Origin of the sequence: Pseudomonas sp. EGD-AK9 (genome assembly GCF_000465935.2) — a bacterium.
Lineage (GTDB): Bacteria > Pseudomonadota > Gammaproteobacteria > Pseudomonadales > Pseudomonadaceae > Aquipseudomonas.
Genome location: NZ_AVOF01000281.1, coordinates 1 through 4,197, shown reverse-complemented (window position 1 = coordinate 4,197; position 4,197 = coordinate 1). Strand labels below are relative to the sequence as shown.

Genomic DNA, 4,197 nt, shown 5'->3' with positions numbered 1-4,197 from the left:
AACGCGCCCTGCCGCGGCTGATCCTGGCCGCCGCCGAGTGCGCCGAACCGGTCAGCGAGACCCGTCACGAGGCGCGCCCGGTGGAACTGGCCGCGCCGGTCGCACACAGCCTGACGCGCCTGCAGGACCTCGGCCCGGTGGCCGTGGACCCGGCGCAGATCCCCATGGCCGAGGCCGAGTTCATCCTCTCCGGCGGCAACGGGGTGAAGGACTGGGAGCTGTTCCACCAGGCCGCCGTCGCCCTCGGCGCCACCGAAGGCGCCTCGCGGGTGGCGGTGGACGACGGCTTTATGCCGCGCAACCGCCAGGTCGGCGCCACCGGCACCTGGGTCACCGCGCGGGTCTATATGGCCGTGGGCATCTCCGGGGCCATCCAGCACCTGCAGGGCATCGGCGCCTGCGACAAGGTGGTGGCGGTGAACCTGGACCCCGGCTGCGACATGATCAAGCGCGCCGACCTGTCGGTGATCGGCGATTCGGCGGCGATTCTCAAGGCGCTGCTCGAGCGGGTCGCCGCCTGGCGCCAGGAAGGCAAACGTGATGCGGCGTAGCCCGGATGACATCCGGGGTCACCACCATCTTTCCCGGATTGCATCCGGGCTACGGGGACAACATGACTGATCTGAATATCGTTGCCCTGGTCTCGCTCGGCGCCCACCCGACCTCCGGTCGTCCGCGCCGCGCCGAACAGGATTCCCGCGCGGTGGAACTGGGCCTGCGCCTGGCCGGGCAGCAGCTGCAGCTGCTGCATGCCGGCGACCCGCAGGCCGAGGCGCTGCGCGGCTACCTGGGCATGGGCCTGGAGCAGCTCGACGTGCTCGAACAGCCCGACGGCGCCGACGCCCTGCCGCTGCTGGTGGATTACCTGCAGGGCAGCCGTGTGCAGCTGGTGCTCACCGGTAGCCAGGCGGAAACCGGCGAGGGCTCGGGCATGCTGCCCTTCCTCCTGGCCGAGCGTCTGGGCTGGCCGATGCTGGTCGGCCTGGCCGAGGTGGAAAAGGTCGAGAACGGCGTGGCCCAGGTGCTGCAAGCCCTGCCACGCGGCCAGCGACGCCGGCTCAAGGTGCGCCTGCCCTGCGTCGCCAGCGTCGACAACGCCGCCCCGGTGGCCCGGCAGAGCGCCTTCGGCCCGGCCCGGCGCGGCCTGATCGAAGCCCATGAAGTCGCGGTGGTGGACGACCCGCTGCTGGCCGAAGCCAGTCTGCAGCCGGCCAAGCCGCGCCCGAAGCGGCTCAAGGTGATCAAGGCCAAGAGCGGCGCCGAGCGGATGAAGGCGGCCACCGCCAAGGCCAGCGGCGGTGGCGGCCAGGTGCTCAAGGATGTCTCGCCGCAGGACGGCGCCGAGGCTATCTTCAAACTACTTATCGAGGAAGGCGTCCTACGTTGACGCCCCAAGCCCAGGAGCCACGACCATGATGCATGCCGACCTGATCGACCAGGAAGACTTCCGCGAACGCCTGGTGGCCCTGGGCCTGAGCATTCCCGCCGGCGCCAGCGCCGAGCAGGCCTGCGAGCTGGCCGTCAGCGGCCTCAGCCCGGAACGCGCCGTGGCCCTGCGCCGCCTGGTGGAGGAACTGCTCGGCGGCAGCGCCACCCTGCTGCCCAACGTGCGCGAGGCGATCAGCCGCCATCTGCTGCCGGCGCTGGTGCCGAAGCCGGCTTCGGCTTGATCGATCCCGCGGCGCACCCTCCGCGCGGAGGGTGCGCCGTAGGGTGGGCTTCAGCCCACCAAGGCATATGTGGATGGGGTCAACCAAAATCCACAAGGGTGACAGTCAAGCCTGAGGGCCACAGGGCGGTGGGCTAAAGCCCACCCTACACCCGGCTCAGACGGCTTTAGCCGCGACGCCAAATAAAACGGGGCGCCACTGGCGCCCCGTTGACCTTGCCGCACCGTCTTACAGCAGGCGCACGCTGGCGAAGGTCGACTCGCCCTGGGCGCGGTTGAGCGCCAGCCCGGCGCTGGAATTGCCCTGCTGCTCGGGGATCGGCAGCAGCATCACCAGGTTGGCGCCCTGCTGGCCGGCACGCTCGTCGCGCGGCGGAATGCCGAAGTATTCGCGGTAACACTTGGAGAAGTGCGGGGTGGAGACGAAGCCGCACACCGAGGCCACCTCGATGATCGACATGCTGGTCTGCTTGAGCAGCTGGCGCGCACGGATCAGGCGCAGCTTGAGGTAATAGCGCGACGGCGAGCAGTGCAGGTACTTCTGGAACAGGCGCTCGAGCTGACGCCGCGAGATGTCGACGAAGCAGGCCAGTTCGTCGAGGTCGATGGGCTCCTCCAGGTTGGCCTCCATCAGCGCGACGATTTCCTGCAGCTTGGGCTGGTTGCTGCCGAGCATGTGCTTGAGCGGCACGCGCTGGTGATCCTGCTCGTTGCGGATGCGCTCGTAGATGAACATCTCGGAGATGCCAGCCGCCAGTTCGCGGCCATGCTGCTGGCCGATCAGGTGCAGCATCATGTCCATCGGCGCGGTGCCGCCGGACGAGGTATTGCGGTTGCGGTCGATGGAGAACAGGCGGGTGGTGATGGCGGCGCGGGGGAAGGCTTCCTGCATCGAGGCCAGGCATTCCCAGTGCACGCTGCAGTCATAGCCGTCGAGCAGACCGGCCTTGGCCAGCGCCCAGCTGCCGGTGCACACCGCGCCGAGCTGGCGGCCCTGGCGCGCCTGCTTCTGCAGCCAGCAGATGTGCTCGCGCCTGACGCTGTGCTGGATGTCGATGCCGCCGCAAACGATCACCGCGTCCAGCGCCGGCGCGTTGTCCAGCGCCGCGTCCGGGGTGATCTTCAGGCCGTCGCTGGCGCTGACCGGCTGGCCGTCGTGGGTCAGGGTGTGCCAGCGGTACAGCTCCTTGCCGGACAGCTGGTTGGCCATGCGCAGGGGTTCCACTGCCGAGGCGAGGGAGATCAGGGTGAAGTTGTCCAGCAGCAGGAAGCCGATGGACTGGGCGACACGGTTCTGGGGCTGGGCCCCCGGGGGGAACTGCGACATCGATGAAACCCTCACGCTAAGCACGGTGAGAAGCCCGACTGAGCGAGCTTCCATTGTTGTTATGACGCTGGTCGTAGGAACCAGTCAGCTATCCATGCTTAGGCAAAGAGCATGCCTAAATTGATTGAGCGTTCAATAAAAATATCGCCGTCGATGCAGGGCGCATCCGGCGGGCTTTTCCAGGCTGTCGACGAACCTCCTGAACAGGCTCGCAGGCCCCTTGGCACGGGGCCTTGAGCATTTCGGTAGCACTCTGCGTGGCGAGCGCTACGCCAGGCCCTGGCCGGTGTAACGGCCAGGCGGTAACAGCAGAGACCAGTAGGTCACTTTTCAGCCATTTCCGCAATGACCGTTCGCACCAAAAGCCGGCACCGCGACTCGCCAACCCCTGGCCGGCGCACCAGCACGGTTCAGCATTCGATGGCGCTGACCGCCAGGCCGCCACGCGAGGTTTCCTTGTACTTGTCGTGCATGTCGGCGCCGGTGTCACGCATGGTGCGGATCACCCGGTCCAGCGAGATGTGGTGCTCGCCGTCGCCGCGCAGGGCCATCTGCGCCGCGTTGATCGCCTTCACCGCGGCGATCGCGTTGCGCTCGATGCACGGCACCTGCACCAGCCCGCCGACCGGGTCGCAGGTCAGCCCCAGGTTGTGCTCCAGGCCGATCTCGGCGGCGTTCTCCAGCTGCTCGGGGCTGGCGCCGAGCACTTCGGCCAGGCCGGCGGCGGCCATGGCGCAGGCCGAGCCCACCTCGCCCTGGCAGCCGACTTCGGCGCCGGAGATCGAGGCGTTCTTCTTGCACAGGATGCCCACCGCGGCCGCGGCCAGCAGGAAGTCGACCACGTCGGCGTCGTTGGCATCCGGGTTGAAGCGCATGTAGTAGTGCAGCACCGCCGGGATGATCCCCGCCGCGCCGTTGGTCGGTGCGGTGACCATGCGCCCGCCGGCGGCGTTTTCCTCGTTGACCGCCAGGGCGTAGAGGTTGACCCATTCCATGGCGCTCATGGTGCTGCCGATCACGTTGGGCTTGCCCAGCTCCTGCAGGCTGCGGTGCAGCTTGGCCGCGCGCCGGCGCACATTCAGCCCGCCGGGGAGGATGCCCTCCTCGCGCAGGCCGTTGGCCACGCAGTCCTGCATGGCCTGCCACAGCCCGAGCAGGCCGGCGCGGATCTCGGCCTCGCTGCGCCAGGCCTTTTCGTTGG

5 protein-coding genes are annotated in these 4,197 nt (G+C 68.5%); 3 read left to right on the top strand and 2 right to left on the bottom strand.

The window, feature by feature from the left end; translation table 11 throughout:
* The 3 genes from N878_RS13850 to N878_RS13840 form a co-directional block, all read left to right on the top strand.
* On the top strand, positions 1-551 hold a 551-nt coding region (locus N878_RS13850), incomplete at its 5' end, for an electron transfer flavoprotein subunit alpha/FixB family protein (RefSeq protein ID WP_021444239.1).
* A 62-nt stretch (positions 552-613) separates the two neighbouring features.
* Complete coding sequence (locus N878_RS13845; protein ID WP_021444238.1) at positions 614-1,387, top strand: electron transfer flavoprotein subunit beta; 774 nt, start codon at positions 614-616, stop codon at positions 1,385-1,387.
* A 25-nt stretch (positions 1,388-1,412) separates the two neighbouring features.
* A complete protein-coding gene (locus tag N878_RS13840; RefSeq protein WP_021444237.1) occupies positions 1,413-1,670 on the top strand; it encodes a hypothetical protein in 258 nt (85 codons plus the stop codon).
* A 228-nt stretch (positions 1,671-1,898) separates the two neighbouring features.
* Here the strand turns inward: N878_RS13840 and N878_RS13835 are convergent, their stop codons facing one another.
* Positions 1,899-2,996 (bottom strand): GlxA family transcriptional regulator, encoded by a 1,098-nt coding sequence (locus tag N878_RS13835; protein ID WP_021444236.1) that lies wholly within the window; start codon positions 2,994-2,996, stop codon positions 1,899-1,901.
* Positions 2,997-3,406: 410 nt separating this feature from the next.
* On the bottom strand, positions 3,407-4,197 hold a 791-nt coding region (locus N878_RS13830; protein ID WP_021444235.1), incomplete at its 5' end, for an L-serine ammonia-lyase.